Here is a 25,830-nt window from a genome sequence, read left to right as displayed (position 1 = left end):
CATGGAACGATTACAAAAATATATTGCCAGTTGTGGTATTGCATCACGGCGTAAGGCAGAAGAACTAATTACAGAAGGTAAAGTACAGGTCAATGGTCGCAAGGTAACCGAATTAGGGGTCAAAATTAATCCACAAAAAGATAAGGTTAAGGTTAATGGTCAATTATTGGCTCAAGAGAAACCAGTATATTATTTGTTAAATAAACCAAAGGGTGTCATTACATCTGTGTCTGACCCTCAAGGTCGAGAAACGGTTTTAGATTATATAAAAAATGAAACGAAACGAATTTACCCTATTGGTCGTCTCGATTTATATACAGAAGGTTTGTTACTGCTTACGAATGATGGAGAGTTGGCACAAAATCTAACGCACCCATCTAAAGGCGTGGAAAAAACTTATGAAGTTCGTATCAAAGGTCGTGTTCGCGATGATGATTTGCAAATTATTGCAAATGGGGTAGAGCTTGAAGATGGTATAACTGCACCTGCAACAATTGTAGATTTAGGTTTTGATGATCATAATGGTGTACATGAAGTAGAAATTACAATTCATGAAGGTCGTAATCGCCAAGTTCGTCGTATGTTTGAACACTTTGGCTATCGTATTCATAATTTAAAACGCATTGCTTATGCTGGTCTTACTTTAGGTGGTGTAAAACGCGGTGCTTCTCGTCAACTAACAATTCGTGAAGTAAAAGCGCTAAAAGCATTGGGGTCAGAAAAGGCATGAAACAAATCATAGTCATTGGCGGTGGTGCGGCAGGTCTAATGGCAGCTGTTATAGCAGGCCGTGAAGGAGCACGCGTCATCTTATTGGAAAAAATGAATATGGTTGGCAAGAAAATGGGCATTACCGGTAAAGGTCGCTGTAATATTACGAATAGTGCAGATATGGCCGAATTTATAAAAAATACGCCTGGTAATGGTAAGTTCTTGTACGGTGCCTATGAACGCTTTAGTAATGAAGATCTTCTGGACCTATTGCATAGCTGGGGGTTAAAAACTAAAGTAGAACGTGGGGGACGAGTGTTTCCTGAATCCGATTCTGCATTAGAAGTACGCAATATCTTTATGAAAATCCTAAAAAAGTATAATGTTCAAGTTCACTTAAATGAACCTGTTACATCGATTACTGTAAAGGATAATCGTGTAGTTGGTGTTACAACGGATAAAGAACAATATGCTTGTGATGCTGCTATCATTTGTACTGGTGGCGCCTCCTATCCATTGACCGGTTCTACTGGTGATGGTTACGTTTTAGCCGAAAAAGTGGGACATACTATTACTGATATTCGTCCATCCTTGGTACCTATCGTTACAAACGAAATGTGGGTAAAGGAAATTATGGGGCTTAGTCTTCGTAATGTTGAGGTTTCTGTAGTTTCTAAAAATAAGGTGCAAGCTAAACAATTTGGGGAGATGATGTTTACCCATTTTGGTCTTACGGGGCCTACAATTCTATCGTTAAGTCACATGGTAGGTAAGTTGCTTCGTAAGAAGAATCCTCAAATTACTATTGAAATTAATCTTAAGCCTGCCTTGACTGCAGAAGTATTGAACAAGCGCTTGCAAAAGGACTTTGATTTATACTCAAAAAAACAATTGGCTAATGGTATGAAGAATTTATTGCCGGTGAATCTTATTCCAATTGTTATAAAGCTTGCTGAGCTAGATTCTACTAAACCAATTAATCAAATTACAAAGGAAGAGCGTTTGCGCTTATGTCATGTGTTGCAACATATGACATTAACAGTTAAGGAATTACGACCAGTAGCGGAGGCTATTGTAACAGCTGGTGGTATTTCCTTAAAAGAATTTAATCCTAAAACTATGGAGTCTAAATTGATTGGCGGTTTATATGGTGCTGGCGAAGTACTAGACATTGATGCTTTTACAGGAGGCTATAATTTACAAGCTGCCTTTTCCACAGGCTATGTGGCGGCTATGCATGCCGTACACGGTGATGAAGAATAGAGGTTATTATGAGCACTAAAAAAATTGCCATTGCTATTGATGGTCCTGCTGGGGCTGGTAAAAGTAGCATTTCTAAAGTAGTGGCGAATGAATTAGGGTATTTATATATCGATACAGGTTCCATGTATCGCGGTGTTACATGGGCAGTTCTTGATAGTCAAATCGATGTTAAGGATCAAGCTGCTGTAGAAGCTTTATTACCTTCTTTAAATTTGACTTTAGAGCCTACTGCAACAGCATGCAAGGTCTATATTAAAGGTGAAGATGTTACATCATTAATTCGCCAGCAGCAAATTAATGATAATGTATCGGCTATAGCTTCTTATAAAGGGGTTCGACAATATTTGGTAGAACGCCAACAAGAGATGGCCGCCGTTGGTGGAGTTATATTAGATGGACGTGATATCGGTTCTGTCGTATTACCTAATGCAGAGCTAAAAATTTATTTAACCGCTTCTGTAGATGCACGTGCAAAACGTAGATGGTTAGAAGTACAAGGTACATCAAACGAGCAAACACTAGACGAAATTAAAAAGAATGTTGTTAGTCGTGATGAAATGGATAAAAATCGTGAAGAGTCTCCACTAGTATGCGTTGAAGATGCAGTGGTTATAGACTCTAGTAATATGAATTTCGATGAAACTGTGGCATATATATTGAATTTAGTACAGGAGACAATCAATCATGAATAAATTTTCTACCTGGTTATGGCGTACCGCTTTTTGGCTTCGCTATAAGGTAGGGTATGGGTTGAAAGTATATGGTCGCGATAATTTTCCAATGGAAGGACCCGTTATCGTGGTGCCTAATCATTTAAGTAATAACGATCCCCCTATCTGTGGCTATGCTTTGCCTAGACATGTACACTTTATGGCTAAACAAGAATTATTTGTGAATCCCATTTCACGTTTTTTTTGTACATGGCTTGGTGCATTTCCGTTAAATCGCGGTGCTATTGATAAAGTTGCTATTCGTCATGCCATGGGACTACTTAAAGACAATAAGGTTTTAGGCATATTTGCAGAAGGAAATCGTCAAAAAAGTGGTAAACTTGGTAAATTCCATGATGGTGCAGCATCAATTGCTCTTAGAACAGGTGTCAGCATAGTGCCTGTTGCTATCATTGGCTCTCACAATATGGAACGTAATAAAGTGGCTTGTATTATTGGTAAACCGATTCCAGTTGAAAAAGCTAAAGCGACTCCAGAAGCGATTCAAAAAGTAAATGATAGTGTTAAAAGTGAAATCCAACGAATGATAGATTCTTATCATAACAATTGTATAGAGGAGACTTTATGGAAATAATTTTGGCTGAAAACCATGGTTTTTGCTATGGTGTAAAACGGGCTGTTGAAATGGCAAATGAAGCTGCAAATAACGATGGTAAAAGCTATACATTAGGTCCTATTATTCACAATCCTCAAGTTGTAGGTCGTCTTGAAGATAAAGGGGTAAGCCCTGTTCAAGAAGTGTCTGATATCGCTGAAGGCACAATGATTATTCGCTCTCATGGTGTAGGACCTGCTATTTACGAAGAGGCAGAAGAAAAAGGATTACATGTTGTGGATGCCACATGTCCACATGTAAAAAAAGCACAGCAAGATGCAAAGTCTGTTATAGATGAAGGTATGACTTTGGTGATTTTGGGAGAAAAAAACCATCCTGAGGTCAAAAGCATTAATTTATGGGCAAATAACGAAGGAATAATCATCGAAGATGAAGAATCCGCCCAAAAACTACAAGTTGTGGAAAAAATGGGCGTTGTTGTACAAACAACCTTTTCACAATTCAAATTTAACAGTATAATAGACATATTAGAGAAAAAATCTAAGAATCTTAAGGTTTTCAAAACGATATGCAATGCAACGCAAGAACGACAGAATTCTGCCGTTGATTTAGCACGTAATGTAGATCTTATGATAGTGATAGGCGGTAAGAACAGCGGCAACACAAACCGATTGGCAGAGGTTTGTCGTGACGTTGGATGTACAACGTATCACATTGAAACTTCTACTGAATTACAACTGGAATGGTTTAACCGAGTACAGACGGTAGGAGTAACAGCAGGAGCATCGACTCCCGACTGGATTATTAAGGAGGTCATTGAGACAATGAAAGATTTTGCAGAATTATTAGCAGCCGAAGGTCAAGAAGAATTTAAGAAAGGGAACGTTGTAGAAGGTACAGTAGTTCAAGTCGAAGATGAACGAGCTTATGTATCTTTTGGCTACAAAACTGAAGCCATTTTGAACAGAACTGAAATTTCTTATCCAGCACCAGAATCTGCCAAAGATGTGTTAAAAAATGGTGATGAAATTAAAGCAGTTATCATGAATCACATCAAAGAAGATAATCCTATTTATCTTTCCATGACTCGCTTGGCTAAAGATGAAGATTGGCAATATGTTATCGAAGCACAAGAAAAAGATGAAGCTATCGTATGTAAAGGTATTGATGCTATCCCAGCAGGTTTAGTAGTAACAGTTAAATCCCTTCGTGGTTTCATTCCATTGTCCCAAGGTGATGTTCATTTTGTGAAATCCTTGGACAACTTGGTTGGTACAGAATTTGAAGCTAAAGTACTTGAAATCGATGAAAAGAAAAACCGTTTGGTTCTTTCTCGTCGTGCAGTATTGGAAGTGGAACGTCAAGCTAAATTAGCTGAAGCATTGAAAAATATCAACGTTGGCGAAAACTATAAAGGTATCGTTCGTAAAATTATGCCTTATGGTGCATTCGTAGATATCGGCGGTATTGAAGGTTTACTTCACATTTCCGATATTTCTTGGCAAAAAATCAAAAAAGTGGAAGATGTTCTTTCCGTTGGCCAAGAAATCGAAGTTAAATTACAATCTTTCGACGCTGAAAGCAATAAATTATCCTTGTCCTTAAAAGCTTTATCTAAGAGCCCATGGGACGTTGCTGAAGAAACATTGCATGTTGGCGATGTTATTAACGGCAAAGTTGTTCGTTTAGTAGCTTACGGTGCATTCGTAGCTGTTAATGACGACATCCAAGGTTTACTTCACATTTCTCAAATTACAAAACAACGTAATGCGAAAGTTGAAGATTACTTGAATCGTGGTCAAGAAGTTGAAGTTAAAATCATTTCTCTTAACAAAGATGAAAAGAAATTGGGTTTGGCTTTGACTGAATTGATGGAATCAAAAGAAACTGCAGAAGACGCTGAATAATTCATTGTCTAATATAAGGCTAGCCAAGGTTTCCTTGGTTAGCCTTTTTGCGTACTTTACTTAGTATATGATAAAATATAGTAATGTATTAGATTAGATAATGAGGTGAAACTATGGCAAAACCATTAGTGGCTGTTGTAGGCCGTCCAAACGTAGGTAAATCTACACTTTTTAATGCCATTGTTAATAAACGTATCTCTATCGTTGAAGATATTCCTGGTGTGACAAGGGACCGTATTTACTTCGATGCAGAGTGGTTAAATCGTGAGTTTACAATGATCGATACTGGTGGTATCGAGTTCATTACTGACAATAGTCATGTTATTCCTAAGATGATGCGACTACAAGCGGAATTAGCAATTGAAGAAGCAGATGTAATTCTATTTGTCGTTGATGGTAAACAAGGTATTGTACCTGCTGATGAAGAGGTCGCAAATATTCTTAGAGCTAGTGGAAAACCTGTTGTACTCGTAGTTAATAAGATTGATAGTGTAAATCAAGAACCGAATATTTATGAATTTTACAATCTTGGTTTGGGGGACCCCATTGGTATTTCCGCTAAAAATCTTATGAATTTAGGTGATCTATTGGATGATACTGTAAAACATTTTCCTCCAGTAGGTACTAATGTAGATGATGAAGATACTATTCATGTTGCTATTATAGGTCGTCCAAATGTGGGTAAATCTTCTTTGACTAACGCATTGTTAGGACAAGATCGTGTAATTGTATCTGATGTAGCAGGTACTACTCGAGACTCTATTGATACGTATTGGACTCATGAGAATCAAAAGTTTGTACTTATTGATACAGCAGGTATGCGTCGTAAGTCTAAAATCGAAGAAGCCGTTGAACGATATAGTATTGTTCGTTCTTTGCGATCAGTAGATCGTGCTGATATTGTAGTCCTTGTACTAGATGCTCAAGATGGTGTTACAGAACAAGATAAAAAAATTGCAGGTTACGCTTACGAAGCTGGCAAGGGTGTAGTGATTGTTGTAAATAAATGGGATCTTGTTGAAAAAGATGACAAAACAACATTGCGTTTTACTGAAGATATTTATGATGAATTAGGTTTCTTGCAGTTTGCACCTATCCTGTTTGCTTCTGCTTTAACTAAGCAACGTATTCATCGTTTAGCTGATATGTTGAAGTTCGTATCTGAACAACAATACCGTCGTGTATCTACAGGGACGTTAAATCAATTATTACAAGATGCACAAACCGTAAATCCTGTGCCGTCTCGCAATGGTAGAATTCCAAAAATCTATTATATGACGCAAGCTAGTGTTAAGCCGCCTACATTCATTTTATTTGTAAATGAACCAGAGCTAATTCACTTCTCTTATATGCGTTTCTTAGAGAATCGATTGCGTGAATCCTTTGGTTTTGAAGGAACACCGATTCGTTTAGTATTACGTGGCAAGAAACGGGATGATGAAGACTAATGGATATTATGATTATTGTATATGCTGTATTATCATATCTTATCGGTTCGATTCCTAGTGGATTAATTATAGGTAAGTTTTTCTTTAATACAGATGTACGGCAATATGGCTCTAAAAATATTGGCGCTACTAATACATATCGTGTTATAGGTCTTAAAGCAGCCTTACCTGTATTTCTATGTGATGCTTTAAAAGGGGCAGTAGGAGTAGTGCTACTCTCACCCTATGGGCCTATGTTTATGATCTTAGGTGGTATTCTTGGAATGATGGGGCATAACTGGTCTGTTTTTCTGGGCTTTAAAGGTGGTCGTGGCGTTGCTACGGGTTTAGGTGTACTTATTGCTCTTTCACCAATAGTAGCATTGATTTGCTTTTTGGTATGGGGTGTTATCGTATACTTCACTAAACTTGTATCTTTAGGCTCTATCATTGCCGCTGCATTAGTACCAGTACTGATGTATTTCACTGGAGAATCCTTCTGGTTTGTTGGCTTTGGCGGATTAGCAGCTTTGTTTGTCATTGTACGTCACTGGGATAATATTAAGCGTCTACTTGCTGGAAATGAGTTAAAAGTAGAGCGTATTAAAAAGGATTAAAGAATGAATGTTGTTGTTATCGGCTCTGGTAGTTGGGGGACGGCCCTTGCTATTAAATCCGTTTTAGCTAGAAATACTACAACTATATATTGTCGTCGTCCAGAATTTGCGGATAAACTTGCAAAAGACTTAGAGAATAAAGACTATTTACCAGGTGTAAAACTTCCAGAAGAATTACAATATAGTTCTGATTTAGAGGCTTGTATTAGTAATGCTGAAGTGGTATTAATGGTTACTCCTTCTGTACATGTACGTACCAGTTTAGAGGCTATTAAACCGTATGCTCATAAAAATCAAGCCTATATTCTATGTTCAAAAGGTGTAGAACGAACCAGTGGCAAACTTTTGACGATTGTGATGAAAGAGGTTCTTGCTACCATAGGGTGTAATTTAGCGGTTTTGTCTGGACCTAATCATGCAGAAGAGGTTGGTCGCAACTTACCTGCTGCATCTGTGCTGAGTACTGAAAGCCTAGAGGTAGCTACAACATTGCAAAAGGCATTATGTAGTCAAAATTTTAGAATTTATGCAAATACTGATATGATTGGTGTTGAACTAGCAGGAGCCACGAAAAACATCATTGCCCTTGCAGCTGGTATTGCAGATGGTTTAGCTTTAGGGGATAATTGTAAGGCTTTACTATTAACACGTGGTCTTCATGAGATGACTCGATTTGGGGTGGCCTTAGGGGCCAAAAAAGAAACCTATGCTGGTCTTGCTGGTATGGGGGATTTGATTGCTACTTGTATGAGCCCACATGGTCGTAACCGTGCGGCTGGTCAAAAACTAGCCGAGGGTAAGACTATGGATTTTATTGTTAATCATACTAATATGGTTGTAGAAGGATTTTTCGCAACAGAAATTATTTATACAATGGCTTGTAAACATCAAATTGAAATGCCTATAACGAAGGCTTTATATGAGGTTTTATACGAAAAAAAATCTCCATCCATAGCATTAGCTGAGTTGATGGGGCGTGATATTAAAATTGAAGTATCATAAATAAAAGATACTTTTAATTTGGTTATTTATATACTATAATTAATGAGTATAATCTTGTGAGGGTTGTATGCGAATTATTGGCGGAACTGCTAAGGGACATGCTATAAAAGCACCTAAAGGATTAGATACTAGGCCTACACTTGATCGTGTTCGTGAAAGTGTATTTAATGTATTAGCAAATAGAGGTATATTTGGTTCTGATGTACTAGATATATTTTCTGGCACTGGTGCAGTAGCAATTGAAGCCTTAAGTCGTGGTGCAGCACATGCAGTAGCAGTGGACTTTAAAACGGGAAAACTAATTTTAGAGAATGCTAAACATTGTCGTGTGGATGATCGGTTAGAAATTATTCCGAGGAAACTTTCACAATTAAAAAATTATATGGTAGGGCGACAGTTCGATTATATATTTTCTGACCCGCCATATGAAAATGGATTTATACAAGATACCATAGATTTGGTTGTAAACTATGATTTGTTAAAACCTGAAGGTGTTTTATTATTAGAACATCATAAGGATGAGGTTTTTACCTTACCAGAATTATGGGAATGTATAAAAGAACAGAAATTTGGTTATACGGTAGTTTCCTATTTTGTAAAGACAGCCGAAAGGAGCTAAACCTGTGCGTATAGGTGTATGTCCGGGTAGTTTTGACCCAGTTACTAATGGACATGTTGATATTTTTGAACGGGGCAGCCGATTGGTTGATAAATTAATCATTGCTGTCAGCTCAAATCCGAATAAAAATTCCTTATTTTCTATGGAAGAACGGGTTGAGATGATTCGAAATTCTGTCAAACATATTCCTAATGTTGAAATTGATTGTACAGGTGGCTTGCTCAATGAGTATGTTAAATCCAAGAATGCTACTATTATTATTCGAGGATTACGTGCATTGAGCGACTTTGAATATGAATTTCAGCGCGCATTATTTGCAAAATATTTGGATGATGACATTGAAACAGTATTTATTATGACAAATAACAAATACTCTTTTGTCAGCTCCACGGGTATTCGTGAACTAGCTAAATTTGGTGGTAAGCTAGATGGTCTTGTTCCGGATGATGTTAAGGAAAAACTTGAAGAACGCTTTAATACGGTCCATAATAAATAGGGGTGAATTGTATGAAAACAGAAAAATTATTAGAAGATTTAGAGGTTCTTATTGAATCTAGCAGCCGTATTCCTATGACTACAAAACGTATGGTTGAGGAAGACGAAATTATGCGTATTATTGATTCTATTCAGGAATCCTTACCTTTGGAACTTGAAGAATCTCGTCGTATTGTAGCAGATAAAGATAAAGTGTTAGCTGATGCTCAACGTCAGGCTGAAACTTTGATCGATCAAGCTAAAGACTACATTGCTAAATTGACAGCTGAAAGTGAACTTGTAAAACAAGCTCAAGAACAAGCTAATCAAATTATTAATGCAGCAAATCAATCCTCTGATGAGCTGAAAGCTAGCTCCATTCAATATGCTGGTGATGTTCTTAAATATGTTGAAAACAACTTGGAGAAAACATTGGAAAGCTTGCGTCAAAATCGTGAAAGTTTGAAACAAACCGAACAACGTACAGAAGAAAACCAATAGTTTAAACAAAGGCTAGATATCATATTATATCTAGCCTCTTTTTATATTTTAAAGTCCATAGAAAACTTAAGATAAGTAATATCAAATTTCAGATCAATATGTAAAAAAATGTGAGCAAAATAATGAGCCAAAAATAAAAGCGAAGGGATACCTTCGCTTTTATCATTCTCTATAGCTTTCTGGTTTTTTAGGTTCCACAATCATAGTTTGATGGGTATTAAAAATAACAAATCCCAAAGGAGATCCAGGTGGCTTTTTGATATTTTTTATGTATGTATAATCTACAGGAACCTTACTAGTATCACGAGCCTTACTAAAGTAGGCTGCATATTGTGCTACTTTAGATAGAATCATATCGTCTGGCTCAACATTGAGTCTCAAAATAAGGTGCGAACCTTGGATATCTTGTGTATGGAACCAAATGTCAGTTGGCTTTGCAAATCGGTGTGTTAAATATTCGTTTTGTTGATTGTTACGACCGATGAATATTTCACCTTCATCAATTGTTAAGTGAATGTAGTTAGATTTGCCAAGCTTGTAAGATAATGGTTTTTTTGATTTTTTTATGATACCTGCATCCATGCATTCTTTGCGTATTTCTTCTAAGCTTTCACGAGTAGTGGCTAAGGAGATACTGTACAGAATGGATTGTAAGTATGCTAGTTTTGTGGTACTAGCATTGAGTTGGTACTCGCCGCTAACCATACGATTTTTTAGTTTTGTATAAAGCTTATAATACCATTGTGCATTTTCCACAATCGTTAAGTTTGGCTTTAAAGGAATAGTTAAGATTTCGTTTTCTTCGGAAAGAAGATTTTGCAATTCAATAGAAGGCTCATATTGCACTTGAAGGTGTGCATTTATCATTAGAAGATCACCATATAATTTATAGGTTTCCATTTTCTTAGTATCTTCTAATTCATCTTTGATCTTTTGATGGCGACCTTCTTCCTTTTTGATGGCTGCTGTTAAGATTTTTTCTAACTCTTTATCAGCTGTATGAATTGCTTTTGTATTATGAATGGATTCCTCTAAGGCTTCAGAAATAGTGTTGTATTCTTTTAATACCTTATAGTTATGTAATAAAATACTTGCGTAAGCTTTTTTATTGTTATCGTTGACTAAAGTAAACAAACCTTTGCTATTTTCGAGTTTTACCTTGAGGTCGTACAAGGCTTTAGCAAGTGTATCTAGTTGAGAAGTATCTAAATCAGTTATGATTTCTTCACCACTTAATTTGGAAATATATAAAAGCTCATCCAATAAAGGTTTACCAAAACCGTTAAAGATAGCTCGAATAGATTGCTGCACAGAACCATTACCAAAGGAAGTAAGTAGATTTTTTATTTCATTATTATCAAAGTCCATTAAACTTACGCGATTAGCATTTGGTGGTAAATCATACTGTAGCTTTGGACTAATAGAACGTTCACGGTTCATGAGTGGAGAGACGTGAATTAAAGATTCTAAAATAATACCGTCTTGTACAAAAATACAATTGGAATATTTGCCCATTAATTCAACATAAATATATGTACTCGTAATGGAACCGTCCATTTCAAGTTTATCCGTTTGGATGCACATGATTCGGTCGCCATTGATTTGTTCCACCTTTACAATGCGGCTACCTTCAATATGCTTTCGTAAGAACATACAAAGTGAGCTTGGTTCTTTTGGTAAATCTTGCAGTGGTTGACTAAGATACATTGCTGGTGTAGCACCTACGGTAATGATCAAGTTTTGGTCTTCGTTGAGTGCTCGAATTTTAAATAATAATGTAGTTTTATCTATTTGATATAGCTTTTGTATTTGACCTGTTTGTAATCGCTCGTTTATTTCTTTAGCAAGTACAGACATGGTGAGTCCGTCTAAATTCATAGTACTCCTTTCAAATATATTTAGAAGTATAGTTTAGTATACCATAGTGTACATATAATTCTTAGTATTTAACACGGATTGTGTAATTCGTGGTACAATAATAAAAACTACTAAGGAGGATGACTTATGAAAAGTATGACCGGTTTTGGTTCTGGCACAGCAACCAAAGATGGTATTACCTGTACTGTAGAAATTAAGTCCGTAAATGCACGCTTCTTGGATCTATTTATTCGTAGTCCAAAACAAATGAATCCTTTTGAAAGTATTATTCGTGGAATGATACAAGATCGCATTACTCGTGGTAAGGTTGAGGTATCAGTTTCTATTTTAGATGCAGGAGAGCGACCTAAAACTTTCACTATTAATAGTGTATTGAGAAAGCAGATACAAGAGTTATTGGTACAAGAGGAGTTCTATGATAACCCCAAAAAGGTACCTTTACAAGCTGTAAATTCGATTTCTAACGAATGGATTCAACAACAAGATACACCAATTGCTGAAGAGGTACTTTCAGATATTGTAAAAGAAGCAACTACTCAAGCATTAGATGCTTTAATAGCAATGCGAACTGCGGAAGGTCAACATATCAATCAGGATTTATTAGAACGTATCGGAACACTTGAATATATAATTACTAAAATAGACACTAATAAAGCTGGTGCTGTAGAAGCATATCGGGAGCATATAAAAACTAAGATTCAGGAATATTTAATTTCTTTAGAAGCGAGTATTAGTGAAGATCGTTTTATACAAGAAATTGCTCTATTAGCTGATAAGACGGATATTACGGAAGAGATTGTCCGATTTACCTCTCATGTGGTACAATTAAAAAATACACTTGCAGATACAAATTCAATCGGTCGTAAGATTGATTTTATTTTGCAAGAAATGAATCGTGAGGTAAATACAATCGGCTCCAAAGCAATGGATTCGATTATTACTGAGTTTGTGGTTCAACTTAAATGTGAGTTAGAGAAAATTAGAGAACAAGTACAGAATGTAGAGTAATAGGAGGTCTATGAATGAGTATTCAATTACTGAATATAGGCTTTGGTAATATGGTATCTGCTAACCGTGTTATGGCTATTATTAGTCCTGAATCCGCCCCTATAAAGCGGATGGTTCAAGATGCTAGAGATAAGGGATTGCTCATTGATGCCACATATGGTCGTAAGACACGTGCTGTATTAGTTATGGATAGTGGTCAAATTGTATTATCTGCAATTCAACCTGAAACCGTAGCACATCGACTTGTGCAACATGATGTGGATGTAGATACAGTGGAATCATAGGAGTGCATATGTCAGACAGAGGATTATTAATCGTTATATCCGGGCCATCTGGCGCAGGTAAAGGTACGATTTGTGCGAATATTCGTAAAGAAATGCCTAATTTAGTTTATTCCGTTTCTATGACAACCCGTGCTCCACGTGTGGGTGAAAGGGAAGGAATTAACTATTTCTTCCGCTCTAAAGATGAATTTGAGTCTTTACTTAGTGAAGACGCATTCTTAGAATATGCTAAGGTATATGATAATTACTATGGTACTCCAAAACAGCATGTAATGGATTTATTAGATGATGGGAAAAGTGTACTATTAGAAATCGATATTCAAGGCGCTATGCAGGTTAAGGAACGTTTTAGCGATGCTGTATTTATTTACATTGTACCGCCGTCACTATCTGAGTTATCTGAACGTTTACATAATCGTGGCACAGATGCTAAAGAAGTCATTGATAAACGATTGTCATTGGCTTGTTCAGAATTGGCCTTAGCTCATCGCTATGACTATATCGTCGTAAATGATGATTTAGCAGAGGCTTCTGAAAAGGTTGCTTCTATCTTGCGAGCTGAATCTTGTAAGATTAGTCGTAATAAAGAGCAAATTCAATATATTTATAAACAATATCAAGAGTCTAAGGAGAAGTGATAGTATGATGGTAAAACCTCCATTAAAAAAATTGGAAAGCCAAGTAGATAGCAAATATACATTGGTGACTTTAGCGGCTAAACGCGCTCGCGAATTAACAGATGGCGAACCTTGCTTAGCAGAATCTACACATGCGACTGACAAGCCTGTATCTTTGGCATTTTATGAAATTGCTGAAGGTGAAGTGACATATAAACGCACTAAAGAAGGCATTAAATAAAAAATCAATTCCTTGTATCATTGATACAAGGAATTTTTAAAAGGAGAAGAACATGCGCGGAAAACATATCATTGTCGCAGTATCTGCAGGTATTGCAGCGTATAAGGCAATTGAAGTGGTAAGCAGACTTCGTAAAAAAGGGGCTGAAGTAAAGGTTGTAATGACACAAAATGCAACGCATATTGCGTCACCTTTAACATTTGGTGAAATTAGTGGACATCCTGTAGCTTTAGAAATGTTTGAACAAGTTCATCAGTGGGATGTAGAACATATTGCACTGGCCACTTGGGCAGATGCATATGTAGTTGTGCCTGCAACAGCAAATGTGATCGGAAAAATTTATGCAGGCATTGCTGATGATATGTTAACTACAACAATTATGGCCACCACAGCACCTAAGTACCTTTGTCCTGCTATGAATACAGAAATGTATAATAATCCTATTACTCAACGCAATTTAGAAGGATTACGTTCTTTGGGCTACCATATTATGGACCCTGCAGAAGGTTGGTTAGCTTGTGGCATCACTGGTGTAGGACGTTTACCGGAGCCCAAAGCAATTGTGGATTGGCTAGAAGCTAAAATGTGCAGTACCAATGAGTTTGAAGGTACTACTATACTTGTTACAGCTGGCGGAACACAGGAGAGTATTGATCCTGTTCGGTATATTGGAAATCGTTCTAGCGGTAAGATGGGGTATGCCATTGCAGAACAGGCTGCACGCATGGGGGCTAAAGTTATATTAGTAAGTGCTCCCACATCCTTGCCTATACCAAATGGCGTAGACTTTATTTCTGTAGATTCCGCGGTATCTATGCAGGAGGCTGTTGAAGCTCGTTTTAATGATGTTAATGTAGTTATTATGGCTGCCGCTGTTTCTGACTTTAGAGTCCTTCATAAAGCAGAGCAAAAAATAAAAAAAATGGAGTCTATGACCATAGAACTTGTAAAAAATCCAGATATTCTACAAGGGTTGGGCTCTAAAAAAAGTCATCAAATTCTTGTTGGTTTTGCGGCAGAAACAGAACATGTAATCAAGTATGGTCAGGATAAAGTGGCTAAAAAAAATCTAGATATGCTTGTAGCCAATGATGTAAGCAAATCGAATGCAGGTTTTAATGTAGATACGAATGAAGGCTATTTTTTATATCCTGATAAAGAGCCTAAAGAAATGCCTAATATGAAAAAATCTGACCTTGCTCGACATATCCTTAGAGAAGTTATTGATTTAGTAGCAAACAGAACTGACATAAATTAATTCTTGTGTGTGTTGTTTTAAAAAGGGTGTGTTTTTCTTACATGTTTGCTATACAAAAAGCATATTTAGACGGCTCATTAGGAAAAGGAAAATGGAGTAATAATATTATCGCCGGATTGGTCGTAGGGGTTGTGGCTCTGCCTTTAGCAATGGCCTTTGCTATTGCTAGTGGAGTTACACCGCAGGCGGGCATTTATACGGCAATCATTGCAGGTATATTTGTATCCTTGTTTGGTGGCTCCCCTGTTCAGATTGCGGGCCCTACAGGGGCATTTATCGTTCTATTGAGCAGTATCGTTGTCAATTATGGCTTTGAAGGCTTACAAATTGCGACCATGATGGCAGGGATTATTCTCGTTTTAATGAGCGTTGCAAAGTTAGGAACGGTTATACGGTTTATACCCACACCTGTTATTATGGGTTTTACAGCGGGTATTGGTGTTACAATTTGGGTGGGGCAATGGCCATATTTCTTTGGCTTTCCGCAGTTGCCGTATATGGCTCATTTCCATGAAAAATTATGGGCTATGATTCAGTCCTTACCATACTCTGACTTACCTACATTGGGTATTGCGCTCTTAAGCTTAAGTCTACTGTTAGTTTCACCTAAAATCCCATATATCAATAAAGTTCCAGCTCCTATTGTAGCTATGGTTGTTGCTACGGTTATTCAAGCCATCTACCAATTTCCTACGGTTTTAACCATTGGCAGTGCTTTTGGTGGTATACCTCAAGGTTTGTCAGAATTTTCTGTACCCAAATTGAGCTTTGATAAAATCTTATCCTTAATTGGTCCAGCTTTTACAATTGCTATGCTAGGCGCTATTGAATCCTTATTGTCTGCAGTTGTTGCTGATGGTATGAGTGGAACCAAGCATGAATCTAATACTGAACTATTTGGACAAGGATTAGCTAATATATTTGCGCCATTGTTTGGTGGAATTGCATCAACCGGTGCTATTGCGCGAACTGCTACAAATATTCGACAAGGCGGTAATTCTCCGGTGGCAGGGATTGTTCATGCCATTACATTAGGGGCTATCCTTTTATTTTTAGCTCCATATGCAATATATATTCCATTGACATCTATGGCAGCTATATTATTTGTAGTAGCCTATAATATGAGTGATGTACCACGTTTCATACAGATGCTTATTCTCGCACCTCGTCCAGATCAAGTAATATTATTGCTTACTTTTTTCCTGACGATTTTTACGGATTTAGTAGTAGCTGTAAATGTAGGTGTAGTTCTTGCAGTGTTGCAGTTCATGCGCAAAATGGTTAATACAATTGATGTGCATGAAGCAAGTAGTGCCGAATTATCAGCACAGATTAGGCATGAGATTACAATCCATCCAGAAATAATGGTATACACTGTAGAAGGCCCATTATTCTTTGGTGCTATAAGTGCATTTGATAGAGCGTTAAACTCTATACATAAAGATCCTAAATATTTAATCATTCGTTTTGTAAAAGTACCATTTGTAGATTTAACGGGTTTACGTATTTTACGAGGTATTATTGAAGAACTTCAAAAAAGAGGCATAGAAGTTTTGCTTAGTGATGTGAGTTACGATATACGTAGAGAGATGTATAAATCTGATTTCTTGGATATTCTGGGCCGTCATCATATGTATCGTCAGTTTGAAAGTGCCCTTCATAAGGCCGAACATGATTTAGCTTTAAAAGAGGCAAGAGAGGTATAATAATGACTTGCTTTCTCACTGTAAATACACTATAATATTTTTGTAACTCATCAAGAGTAGTGGAGGGATAGGCCCTGTGAAGCTACAGCAACCATTCCAAGCGGAAAAGGTGCTAATTCCTATGACAAATGTCGTTAGATGGGAGGGTCTCTCATGAGTGCATGAGAGACTTTTTTCGTATTAGGAGGATAAAATGGCTGAAAAACATATGTTTTTTACTTCTGAATCTGTTACTGAAGGCCATCCAGATAAAATAGCTGATCAAATTTCTGATGCTGTTTTGGATGCGATTATTGAAAAGGATCCAACTGCTCGTGTGGCTTGTGAAACTTTAGTTACTACTGGTTTAGTTCATGTAGTAGGTGAAATTTCTACTCACACATATGTTGATATTCCTCGCATCGTACGTGATACAATTCGTGAAATTGGTTATACTCGTGCAAAATTTGGTTTTGATTGTGATACTTGTGGTGTACTTGTATCCATCGATGAACAATCTGCGGATATCGCCATGGGCGTTGATGAAGCACTTGAATCAAAAGATGGCAATGGTGAAGTGCTTGATAAAATCGGTGCTGGTGACCAAGGTATGATGTTTGGCTATGCATCTAATGAAACACCTGAACTCATGCCTTTGCCAATTTCCTTGGCACATCGTTTATCTCGTCGACTTACAGAAGTTCGTAAGGATGGGACTTTAACTTACTTACGTCCAGACGGTAAAACTCAAGTTACTGTAGAATATGTTGATGGTAAACCTAAGCGCATTGATACAATTGTTATTTCTACGCAACATAGCCCTGAAGTGACCCAAGAACAAATTAAAGCCGATTTGAAGCGTTATGTAATTGACGCAGCGTTGCCTGCTGAATTCGTTGATGAAAATACTAAATACTTCATCAATCCAACTGGTCGTTTCGTAATTGGAGGCCCTCATGGTGATGCTGGTTTAACTGGCCGTAAAATTATTGTAGATACATACGGTGGTATGGCCCGTCATGGTGGCGGTGCATTTTCTGGTAAGGATCCATCTAAAGTGGACCGTTCTGCAGCATACGCAGCGCGTTATGTAGCTAAAAATGTTGTAGCAGCAGGTCTTGCTGATAAATGTGAAGTGCAAGTTGCTTATGCAATTGGGGTTGCTCATCCTGTATCTATTTTAGTTGATACTTTTGGTACAGGTCGCATAGAGGAAACAAAAATTCAAGAGCTTGTTAAAAAACATTTCGACCTTCGTCCAGCAGGAATCATTGAAATGCTTGATTTGTTAAAGCCTCATTATCGTAAAACTGCAGCGTATGGTCACTTTGGTAGAACTGATGTGGATTTACCTTGGGAACGTACAGATAAAGCACAAATTCTAAAAGAAGAAGCTGGCTTATAATACAAAAGGTCTTGGTAGAATTTCTACTGAGACCTTTTATAATAAACGAAAGGAAATAATGTATGCGCGTAGCACAAGTTATAATTAACAGACCAGCCAAACAACTTCATAAATCTTTGAGCTATTTAATGCCTGAAAAGTTTGGTAATGTTTTGCCTGGTACGCGCGTACTCATTCCTTTAGGACATAGTCGTGAAGAAGGCATTCTTATTGGTTACGACGAGTTAGTTGAGCCACCAGAGTTCACTTTACGAAATATTGTGCAAGTATTAGATAGTGAACCTTGGTTTACACCGGAAATGATGGATACGGCCCGTCGTCTAAATGAGTATTATTTATTCTCTTATGGCGATGCATTGCGATTGTTTACAGTGAATAAGACATTAAAATCTTACGAGGCACCAAAGGAAGAATGGTTAGTAGTTATGCCAGAATTTTCGGTGGCACAATTTAGTGAACGGAAAAAGAAACAACGAGAATTAGCAAAATACTTACTTGAAGTGGGCGGAGCATCTAAGGCATTACTGCTAGCTAAAGGCTATTCTCGTATGGTCATTAAACAAGTGAGTGAAGCTAAAGGTATTGTCGTTGAAGCTCGTTTTAAAGCCACAAAAACAACATTTGATGAGCTTTTAACAGAAGAAGTTAATATTCCTCTTACTGAAGCTCAACAAGTTGTATATGGACCAATACAAGATGCAATGAATAGCCATGAACATAAAACCTTTTTACTTCATGGTGTCACTGGTAGTGGTAAGACTCAATTATATTTACGTGCTACAGCAAGATGTATTAGTCAGGATAAAACGGCTATTATTTTAGTACCTGAAATTATATTGACTGATCAAATTGTGAGACGATTTGTAGAAACTTTTGGTGACGAAGTTGTAGTATTTCATAGTAAATTGACGGTACAACAACGGAACAATAATTGGGAGCGTTTGCGCCGTAAGGATAGTCACATTATTATTGGTGCTCGTTCTGCCGTATTTGCGCCAGCTGAGGATATCGGCCTTATTGTGGTCGATGAAGAACATGATCCATCTTATAAACAAGAGGATATGGTTCGATATCATGCACGTAACGTGGCATTGTGGCGTGCTGAGGCACATGGTTGTCCCGTTATTTTAGGTTCTGCTACACCATCTGTTACTTCGTACTATAAAGCTAAGCAAGGGGAGTATCATTTACTAGAGTTGCCAAATCGCATTTTTGAGCAACCTATGCCGAAGGTTACTATAGTAGATATGAAGGAAGAAATTCTTCATGGGAATTACTCCGTTTTTTCTTATGCCATGAGTCGCTTAATTCAACATACATTAGATGAGCATAATCAAATGATTATTCTGTTAAATAGACGCGGTTATAGTACTTTTGTTATGTGCCGGGATTGTGGGGAAACTATTATGTGTCCTCATTGTGATGTAGCTATGGTTTATCACCAAGCTGGTGAAGAATTGCGTTGTCATTATTGTGAACATCATGAACCAATTCCAACTGTTTGTCCCAAATGTAATAGTAAGAGGATTAAGTTTTTTGGTTCAGGCACACAAAAGGTAGAGGAAGAGTTACGTCGTCACTTTAAATCGGCCCGCATTGCTCGTCTTGATCAAGATGTGACAAAAAATAAGCAATTAGCAGAAGATATTTTACATGATTTTGGGGCTCATAAATATGATATTTTGTTGGGAACACAAATGGTATCTAAAGGACATGACTTTAAAGATGTAACAGCTGTTGGTATTTTAACAGCCGATTCAGTTTTGAATATTCCCGTTTATACAGCTTCAGAACGAACTTTTGATTTACTTACTCAAACGTCTGGACGTGCCGGTAGGGGTGAAAAACCGGGTAGCGTTGTAATACAAACATATAATCCTTTAAATTATGCTATAATAAAGAGTAAGGCTCATGATTATATAGGCTTTTACAATGAAGAAATTCAAAACCGTAAAGCTTTAGGATATCCTCCATTTCGCGAAATGATTCATATGGTTGTGCGTCATCAAGATATGAAAACATTAGAGTCTATAGCAAATCGTATTGTCGATGACTTGGAGTCTTATAAAGGAAATCAGGATATTTTGATTAATGGTCCTTATGAAGCGCCTATAAAAAAAGTGCGCGATATGTATCGTTTAGCTATTATGATTCGCGGTACAGATTTAACGAATTTGAAAGAATATATATATAACTCATGGATTTTCACGCAAGAAGGACTGCTGATTGACGTGGATCCCGTGTAGTGTAGGAGTATCAATGGCTGTATTAGATGTTGTGAAAGCAGGTCATCCCGTTTTAAAACAAGTGGCGGAACCTGTAGAACATGTTAATAAAAAACTTAGAGCCCTTATCGATGATATGGCTGAAACTATGTATAAGACTGAAGGGGTTGGTCTTGCAGCACCCCAAGTGGCTGTAGCTAAACGTATTATCGTTGTAGATGACCAATCTGGTAGTGGTCTTATTGCGCTAATTAACCCTGAAATCACTCATGCTGAAGGTTCTCAAGTTGGACCTGAAGGATGCTTAAGTGTGCCAGGATATTTCGGAGATGTGGAACGATTTAATAAAGTCACCGTTAAAGGTATTGATCCACATAATAAGAAGGTAACTATAAAAGCTGAAGGTTTTTTGGCGCGTATTTTCCAACATGAAATTGATCACTTGGAAGGTCATTTGTTTATTGAAAAAGCAACTAACTTACGATTAATTACTGATCATCCAGAGGAGAAAGAAATTGTCTGATAATAAACAATTACGCATCGTTTTTATGGGGACACCAGACTTTTCTGTGCCTACCTTAGAGGCTTTGATTCAAGCTGGTCATTCTATTGTCGGTGTGTATTGCCAGCCTGATAAACAAAAAGGGCGTGGTAAACAAGTTCAAATGCCCCCTGTAAAAGTAGCTGCTTTAGAGCATGACTTGCCTGTATATCAACCAGTCACTTTGCGTGATGAACAAGTGAGAGCCGAATTAGAAGCATTACAACCAGATGTAGTGATTGTTATTGCGTATGGTAAAATTTTACCTCCTTGGCTTATTCGATTGCCGCAATATGGTTGTATTAATGTTCATGCCTCTATTTTACCTAGTTATAGAGGCGCTGCGCCAATTCATTATGCAATTCTTAATGGAGACTCTAAAACGGGTGTTACCATAATGCATATGGATGATGGACTTGATACAGGTGATATCATTGACATTGTGGAGATAGATATTTTACCCGGTGAAACGACAGGACAGTTATTTGAACGTATAGCTGTACTGGGGGGTGAAACTATAGTGCCTGTATTAACTCGTTGGGTTAATGGAGAAATTGTGGCTACACCACAAGATGATTCAATGGCTACACATACTACTAAGATTACAAAGGAAATGGGGCAGATCGACTGGTCTAAGCCGGCTAATGAAATTGCAAATCTCATTAGAGGACTTAATCCAGCACCTGGATGTTATACATATCTCGATGGAAAACGTTTAAAAGTATGGTCTGGAGAAGTGGTTCCCAGTGATACGACTCACTGTTTGATAGATGTCCATGGTAAACATGTACCAATTGCTATATCAGCTACAACTGTGCCTGGTACAATCGTATCTAAAATAGCCGGTTTAGGTGTATTTTGTGGTGATGGAAATATAATTCTATTAACAGAAGTCCAACCAGAAAATAAAAAACGCATTTCTGCAATTGATTTTATAAATGGTCATCAAATAAAGGAAGGTATCGTTTTTGGGGACTCAATATAAGCAGTACGAAACGTATCCGTTATACTTGATTTTATCAACTATTACATGTGCTTTGCTCACAGCAGTACTAGCCTTTCTAATGTATATATTAGAACCAGGACTTTTACAATTGCATCCATTTGCATCAATTATAAGTAGTGTAGTTATATCTATACTTATTGCTATTATATGGATTTTGTGCTTATCTTTAATTGTTGCTAGCACAGGTATTATACGGTTACATCCTATTGTTTTAAGACTAGCCAATCAGTTTATTTATGGATTATTTCCATTAACTTTGGCGATTGGTAAGGTGAGAGGGGTTACTAAGGATCAACTCCGCCAGTCTATGATTGATTTAATCAATCATTTAGTAATGCTAGATATGTATACGGTAGATCCAGCACGTATATTATTATTAACTCCTCACTGTTTACAAGAAAGTTCGTGTGTTCATAAGGTTACACATGATGTATATAATTGTAAGCAGTGTGGGCGATGCCAGGTTGGTAATTTGTTGCAAGTGGCTAAGGACTATGGTTGTCAATTTATAGTTGTCACTGGAGGCACCTTAGCGCGGATGAAGGTAAAGGAGGCACGGCCAAAAGCTATTGTAGCAATAGCTTGCGAACGAGATTTAGCAAGTGGAATGGCTGATGTATTTCCCATTCCAGTTATTGGGGTATTAAATGAACGTCCTAATGGGCCATGTTGTAATACAACAGTCGATTCTGAACGTGTTCGAGCAGTAGTAGAACAATTGATTGGTAGGAATAGTAATGATAGAGGTAAAGACTAATCAACAACAAAATATTCGATTGCTCGCTGTAAAAGCATTGAGTGAAATTAATCGCAATGGTGCTTATGCAAATATAAAGTTGCAAGAGTATTTACAGAAATATCATCTATCCGATTTAGATCGAAGATTCTTTACTGAACTTGTGTATGGAGTCATTCGTAGAAAAAATTACTTGGATGCTATTATTGTTCACTTTGCAAAGCGACCCTTAAAGAAACTATCTTCTATGGTTGTGGAAATTCTTAGACTTGGTATTTATCAAATTATCTATATGGATAAGGTTCCTGAAAGTGCGGCTGTTAACGAATCTGTTAAACTTGCCAAAAAGCTAACTAGAGGTTTATCTGGTTTTGTAAATGCTGTTTTACGTTCGGTTTTACGTGAAAGTGATAGCATTTCTATCGGTGAATTAGCTAAGTCCGAAGCTGAAGAAATTTCCTTTATCTACAATCAACCATTATGGCTTGTCAACTTATGGATAAAAGAAATGGGAAAAGATAAGACCGTAGATCTTTGTTCTTGGTTTAATGAACAACCTCGTTTGACGGCTCGCATAAATACAGTGAAAGTATCTATTGAGGATTGTTTAAAAGAATTAGAAGATTTAGATTGGATTGTAGAACAGGATACATATATTCCTGAAGTAGTTTATATTGATGGACATCAAGGTTATTTAGAAAAAGCTAAACCTGTTTTAGAAGGTCATATTACTTTTATGGATAAAGCATCTATGTTAGTAGCCCATGTGGTAGATCCTCAACCAGGAGAGCGTATCTTAGACTGTTGTGCTGCACCAGGTGGCAAGTCTATGCATATGGCAAGTCTTATGAATAATACAGGAGCTATTATGAGTTGTGATATTTACGACCATAAATTAGAACTGATTAATCAAAATGCTGAGCGATTAGGTGTATCTATTATTTCTACTAAGCTTCAAGATGGTCGTTATCTTCCTGATAATTGGAAAGAACAATTTGATCGCGTCTTAGTTGATGCTCCTTGTTCTGGTCTAGGTATATTACAAAAGAAATTAGACATGCGTTGGCGTAAAACAGAGTCTTTACTTATTGAGTTGCCGCCGTTACAACTTGAAATATTAGAAAAAGCCTCTGAAATGGTTAAGGTTAATGGATATTTAGTATATTCCACATGTACTATGAATAGTGGTGAAAATGAAGCTGTTCTAAATAAATTCTTGGCAATTCATAAGAACTTTATCATCGATCCTGTATCATATAAAGGGGCACCACAAGCTATAGATGGTATGATTACAACCTATCCACCGCGAGATCATATGGATGGTTTCTTTATGGCTCGCATGAAACGCTTATCATAATATAAGAAATGGAGCACCATGATAGAATTATTGGGTAAGTCTTTAGAAGAATTACAATCTATCTTTAAGACCCATAATATACAAAAGTTTCGAGCGAAACAATTAATTGACTATATATATCATAGATATATTTTTGATTTTGAAGACATGACACAATTTCCGAAAGACTTACGTCAATGGCTAGGTGACAATTGTGTTATTTCTTTACCTACATTAATTACAGAGTCTATTGCCCCTGATGGAAAGACTCGCAAAATACTTGTAGAGATGTCAGATCAAAGTCGTGTGGAAGCAGTTTTGATGGAGCAACACTATGGGTATTCTGTATGTGTTTCCTCTCAAGTGGGGTGTGCTATGGGATGTGTATTCTGTGCTTCTACACAAGGTGGCTTATACAGAGATTTAACAGTCTCTGAGATTATTGGACAAGTTGTCATATTTGGGGCTCTTACTAAAGAGGAAATACACTCTGTTGTCGTTATGGGCGCAGGGGAGCCTTTACAAAATTATGATAATGTATTACAAGCATTACAACTACTACATGATCCTATGATTTGTAATATTAGTTATCGTAAGATGACGATTTCCACTTGTGGTTGGGTTCCTAATATTTATAAATTAGCTGATGAAGGTTTGCCAATAACCTTAGCACTTTCATTACATGCTACAAATAATGAAGTTCGTCGTAGTATTATGCCCGTTGGGGCACGTTATGAATTGACGGAAGTCTTAGATGCGGTAAAATACTATTATAATACGACACAGCGTCGTGTTACCTTTGAGTATATTCTTATAGATTCTGTAAATGCATCTATGGATGATGCTCATGCTTTGGGGAAAATCTGTAAAGATTTCCCAAATTGTCATGTTAACTTGATCCCAGTTAATGGCAATGAACATATTGAATTATATAAACCATCTATTACGAATATGAATACATTTAAAGACATCGTTAGTTCCTATGGCGTATCAGTAACGGTACGAAAGGAAATGGGCGATGCAATCCAAGCCGCATGTGGACAGTTAAAGGCTGCTCATGGTCGGAAAAAGGAGAATCATGAATAATTTTGTTGGTTTAAGTAAAATTGGGCTTGTACGCCAGCGTAACGAGGACCGTTTTTTCATTGATGGCCATATTTGTGCTGTTACTGATGGCATGGGTGGTTATAGCGGTGGTGAAATCGCAAGTACCTATGCTGTAGATGAAATAAAAGAATATTTGTCCTCCCTTGAAACGATAGGTCAACAAGACTTATGTGATGCTATAATTCACGCTAATCAACGTATTGTAAATCGCGTTGCTTGTGAAGAACGACTTGCTGGTATGGGTACTACCGCTGTAGTTACAGCTATAAATGGTAATCAACTTTACTGGGCAAGTGTTGGTGATAGTCGTTTGTATGTATATAGAGATGGTCATTTACGACAAATTACTACGGATCATTCTATGGTACAAGAATTATTAACAGCTGGAGAGATTACAAAGGATGAAATGCTAAATCACCCTCAACGTAATTTATTAACCCGTGCAGTCGGTGTTGATGAAATCTTAGAGGTTGATAGTGGTGTAGAGTCTATTCTTCCCGGTGATCGTATTTTACTTTGCACTGATGGATTAAGTGGCTATGTATCTGATGATGTAATTGCCTCTGCATTACAATCAACGGATGATGATATGTTGGTTATTGAATCATTGATGGAAGCTGTATATGAAGTCGGAGCAGGAGATAATGTGACCATTGTGGTGGGAACAATCTAATCTAGAAATGGAGAAATAATGA

The 25,830-nt window shown here is 37.1% G+C and carries 26 protein-coding genes and 1 riboswitch; of the genes, 25 read left to right on the top strand and 1 reads right to left on the bottom strand.

Annotated elements, in window-relative coordinates; translation table 11 throughout:
- The first annotated feature begins 1 nt into the window (after position 1).
- The 11 genes from AAAT26_RS02785 to AAAT26_RS02735 all read left to right on the top strand — a co-directional run bounded on the left by AAAT26_RS02785 (position 2) and on the right by AAAT26_RS02735 (position 9,808).
- Positions 2 to 730, top strand: a complete 729-nt coding sequence (locus AAAT26_RS02785) for a pseudouridine synthase (RefSeq protein WP_349208822.1) — start codon at positions 2 to 4, stop codon at positions 728 to 730.
- On the top strand, positions 727 to 1,974 hold the full coding sequence (locus AAAT26_RS02780; RefSeq protein ID WP_349208821.1) for a BaiN/RdsA family NAD(P)/FAD-dependent oxidoreductase: 1,248 nt from the start codon (positions 727 to 729) through the stop codon (positions 1,972 to 1,974). The genes AAAT26_RS02785 and AAAT26_RS02780 overlap by 4 nt, the downstream gene beginning before the upstream one ends.
- Positions 1,975 to 1,982: 8 nt before the next feature.
- Positions 1,983 to 2,666: a (d)CMP kinase gene (cmk, locus tag AAAT26_RS02775; protein WP_349208820.1), complete on the top strand. Its 684-nt coding sequence runs from the start codon at positions 1,983 to 1,985 to the stop codon at positions 2,664 to 2,666.
- On the top strand, positions 2,659 to 3,279 hold the full coding sequence (locus AAAT26_RS02770; RefSeq protein WP_004693215.1) for a lysophospholipid acyltransferase family protein: 621 nt from the start codon (positions 2,659 to 2,661) through the stop codon (positions 3,277 to 3,279). The genes cmk and AAAT26_RS02770 overlap by 8 nt, the downstream gene beginning before the upstream one ends.
- Complete coding sequence (locus AAAT26_RS02765) at positions 3,270 to 5,168, top strand: bifunctional 4-hydroxy-3-methylbut-2-enyl diphosphate reductase/30S ribosomal protein S1 (RefSeq protein WP_004693217.1); 1,899 nt, start codon at positions 3,270 to 3,272, stop codon at positions 5,166 to 5,168. Before AAAT26_RS02770 ends, AAAT26_RS02765 begins: the two co-directional genes overlap by 10 nt.
- A 113-nt stretch (positions 5,169 to 5,281) precedes the next feature.
- On the top strand, positions 5,282 to 6,616 hold the full coding sequence (gene der / locus AAAT26_RS02760; RefSeq protein WP_008600817.1) for a ribosome biogenesis GTPase Der: 1,335 nt from the start codon (positions 5,282 to 5,284) through the stop codon (positions 6,614 to 6,616).
- On the top strand, positions 6,616 to 7,212 hold the full coding sequence (gene plsY / locus AAAT26_RS02755; protein WP_008713826.1) for a glycerol-3-phosphate 1-O-acyltransferase PlsY: 597 nt from the start codon (positions 6,616 to 6,618) through the stop codon (positions 7,210 to 7,212). Before der ends, plsY begins: the two co-directional genes overlap by 1 nt.
- A 3-nt stretch (positions 7,213 to 7,215) precedes the next feature.
- Positions 7,216 to 8,214, top strand: coding sequence for an NAD(P)H-dependent glycerol-3-phosphate dehydrogenase (locus AAAT26_RS02750; protein ID WP_316059864.1), 999 nt, complete (start codon positions 7,216 to 7,218; stop codon positions 8,212 to 8,214).
- A gap of 67 nt (positions 8,215 to 8,281) precedes the next feature.
- Positions 8,282 to 8,833 carry a 16S rRNA (guanine(966)-N(2))-methyltransferase RsmD gene (gene rsmD / locus AAAT26_RS02745; RefSeq protein ID WP_316604007.1) on the top strand — a complete coding sequence of 184 codons (552 nt, stop codon included), beginning with the start codon at positions 8,282 to 8,284 and terminating at the stop codon, positions 8,831 to 8,833.
- 4 nt (positions 8,834 to 8,837) lie between these two features.
- Entirely contained in the window at positions 8,838 to 9,329 is a 492-nt protein-coding gene (coaD, locus tag AAAT26_RS02740) for a pantetheine-phosphate adenylyltransferase (RefSeq protein ID WP_004693226.1), read from the top strand.
- 11 nt (positions 9,330 to 9,340) lie between these two features.
- The gene (locus AAAT26_RS02735; protein WP_004693228.1) at positions 9,341 to 9,808 is read left to right on the top strand and encodes a hypothetical protein; all 468 of its coding nucleotides are present in this window, start codon (positions 9,341 to 9,343) and stop codon (positions 9,806 to 9,808) included.
- A 162-nt stretch (positions 9,809 to 9,970) separates the two neighbouring features.
- On the opposite strand, the gene AAAT26_RS02730 is transcribed toward AAAT26_RS02735, so the two are convergent.
- Positions 9,971 to 11,686, bottom strand: a complete 1,716-nt coding sequence (locus tag AAAT26_RS02730; RefSeq protein WP_316059867.1) for an Rqc2 family fibronectin-binding protein — start codon at positions 11,684 to 11,686, stop codon at positions 9,971 to 9,973.
- A gap of 126 nt (positions 11,687 to 11,812) precedes the next feature.
- Between AAAT26_RS02730 and AAAT26_RS02725 the strand changes: the two genes are divergently transcribed.
- The 14 genes from AAAT26_RS02725 to AAAT26_RS02660 all read left to right on the top strand — a co-directional run bounded on the left by AAAT26_RS02725 (position 11,813) and on the right by AAAT26_RS02660 (position 25,808).
- Positions 11,813 to 12,694 (top strand): YicC/YloC family endoribonuclease, encoded by an 882-nt coding sequence (locus AAAT26_RS02725; protein WP_012864304.1) that lies wholly within the window; start codon positions 11,813 to 11,815, stop codon positions 12,692 to 12,694.
- A 14-nt stretch (positions 12,695 to 12,708) separates the two neighbouring features.
- The gene (gene remA / locus AAAT26_RS02720; RefSeq protein WP_004695657.1) at positions 12,709 to 12,978 is read left to right on the top strand and encodes an extracellular matrix/biofilm regulator RemA; all 270 of its coding nucleotides are present in this window, start codon (positions 12,709 to 12,711) and stop codon (positions 12,976 to 12,978) included.
- An 8-nt stretch (positions 12,979 to 12,986) separates the two neighbouring features.
- On the top strand, positions 12,987 to 13,616 hold the full coding sequence (gmk, locus tag AAAT26_RS02715; protein ID WP_004697194.1) for a guanylate kinase: 630 nt from the start codon (positions 12,987 to 12,989) through the stop codon (positions 13,614 to 13,616).
- 4 nt (positions 13,617 to 13,620) lie between these two features.
- Positions 13,621 to 13,836 carry a DNA-directed RNA polymerase subunit omega gene (rpoZ, locus tag AAAT26_RS02710; protein ID WP_004695660.1) on the top strand — a complete coding sequence of 72 codons (216 nt, stop codon included), beginning with the start codon at positions 13,621 to 13,623 and terminating at the stop codon, positions 13,834 to 13,836.
- A 52-nt stretch (positions 13,837 to 13,888) separates the two neighbouring features.
- Positions 13,889 to 15,094, top strand: a complete 1,206-nt coding sequence (gene coaBC, locus AAAT26_RS02705; RefSeq protein ID WP_278457546.1) for a bifunctional phosphopantothenoylcysteine decarboxylase/phosphopantothenate--cysteine ligase CoaBC — start codon at positions 13,889 to 13,891, stop codon at positions 15,092 to 15,094.
- A 41-nt stretch (positions 15,095 to 15,135) separates the two neighbouring features.
- Complete coding sequence (locus AAAT26_RS02700; protein WP_316604006.1) at positions 15,136 to 16,800, top strand: SulP family inorganic anion transporter; 1,665 nt, start codon at positions 15,136 to 15,138, stop codon at positions 16,798 to 16,800.
- A 44-nt stretch (positions 16,801 to 16,844) separates the two neighbouring features.
- A riboswitch (SAM riboswitch) is annotated at positions 16,845 to 16,945 on the top strand.
- A 48-nt stretch (positions 16,946 to 16,993) separates the two neighbouring features.
- Positions 16,994 to 18,184 (top strand): methionine adenosyltransferase, encoded by a 1,191-nt coding sequence (gene metK / locus AAAT26_RS02695; protein WP_004695665.1) that lies wholly within the window; start codon positions 16,994 to 16,996, stop codon positions 18,182 to 18,184.
- Positions 18,185 to 18,246: 62 nt separating this feature from the next.
- A complete protein-coding gene (gene priA, locus AAAT26_RS02690) occupies positions 18,247 to 20,430 on the top strand; it encodes a replication restart helicase PriA (RefSeq protein WP_349208819.1) in 2,184 nt (727 codons plus the stop codon).
- Between the two features lie 13 nt (positions 20,431 to 20,443).
- Positions 20,444 to 20,932, top strand: coding sequence for a peptide deformylase (gene def, locus AAAT26_RS02685; RefSeq protein ID WP_004695669.1), 489 nt, complete (start codon positions 20,444 to 20,446; stop codon positions 20,930 to 20,932).
- On the top strand, positions 20,925 to 21,935 hold the full coding sequence (fmt, locus tag AAAT26_RS02680) for a methionyl-tRNA formyltransferase (RefSeq protein WP_004695671.1): 1,011 nt from the start codon (positions 20,925 to 20,927) through the stop codon (positions 21,933 to 21,935). Before def ends, fmt begins: the two co-directional genes overlap by 8 nt.
- The gene (locus AAAT26_RS02675) at positions 21,919 to 22,713 is read left to right on the top strand and encodes a DUF116 domain-containing protein (protein WP_021148106.1); all 795 of its coding nucleotides are present in this window, start codon (positions 21,919 to 21,921) and stop codon (positions 22,711 to 22,713) included. The genes fmt and AAAT26_RS02675 overlap by 17 nt, the downstream gene beginning before the upstream one ends.
- Entirely contained in the window at positions 22,694 to 24,049 is a 1,356-nt protein-coding gene (gene rsmB / locus AAAT26_RS02670; protein WP_288565176.1) for a 16S rRNA (cytosine(967)-C(5))-methyltransferase RsmB, read from the top strand. The genes AAAT26_RS02675 and rsmB overlap by 20 nt, the downstream gene beginning before the upstream one ends.
- A gap of 18 nt (positions 24,050 to 24,067) precedes the next feature.
- Positions 24,068 to 25,114: a dual-specificity RNA methyltransferase RlmN gene (gene rlmN / locus AAAT26_RS02665; protein ID WP_119562931.1), complete on the top strand. Its 1,047-nt coding sequence runs from the start codon at positions 24,068 to 24,070 to the stop codon at positions 25,112 to 25,114.
- Positions 25,107 to 25,808 (top strand): Stp1/IreP family PP2C-type Ser/Thr phosphatase, encoded by a 702-nt coding sequence (locus tag AAAT26_RS02660; RefSeq protein WP_004697417.1) that lies wholly within the window; start codon positions 25,107 to 25,109, stop codon positions 25,806 to 25,808. The genes rlmN and AAAT26_RS02660 overlap by 8 nt, the downstream gene beginning before the upstream one ends.
- Positions 25,809 to 25,830: the final 22 nt, after the last annotated feature.

This window comes from Veillonella parvula, assembly GCF_040094895.1.
Lineage (GTDB): Bacteria > Bacillota > Negativicutes > Veillonellales > Veillonellaceae > Veillonella > Veillonella parvula_L.
The sequence above is the reverse complement of the archived record's forward strand: the minus strand, read 5'-3'. Positions and strand labels throughout refer to the sequence as shown.